This window comes from Acinetobacter sp. AC1-2, assembly GCF_016124155.1.
GTDB classification, from domain to species: Bacteria; Pseudomonadota; Gammaproteobacteria; order Pseudomonadales; family Moraxellaceae; genus Acinetobacter; species Acinetobacter calcoaceticus.
Genome location: NZ_JABFFO010000032.1, coordinates 1 through 261, shown reverse-complemented (window position 1 = coordinate 261; position 261 = coordinate 1). Strand labels below are relative to the sequence as shown.

Sequence of the window (261 nt, the reverse complement as noted above, 5' to 3'; positions counted from 1 at the left end):
TCTACCAATGACACAACCCCTGCGTTGACCGGTACGATCGATGATCCTGCTGCGACTGTGGTGGTGACGGTTGATGGTGTGGATTACCCAGCGACCAACAATGGTGACGGTACCTGGACGCTTGCAGACAATACATTGCCAACACTGGCAGATGGTCCGCACACAGTGAGCGTGACTGCAACAGATGTGGCAGGTAACGTATCAACTCCAGTGACTGGTACAGTAACTGTTGATGCAACAGCACCAACCCTTGCGATTACC

General features: G+C 52.9%; 1 protein-coding gene. It reads left to right on the top strand.

Annotated elements, in window-relative coordinates; all coding sequences use genetic code 11:
- Positions 1-261 (top strand): Ig-like domain-containing protein (locus HL290_RS18490; protein ID WP_198497230.1); only part of this gene is annotated, 261 nt, incomplete at both ends.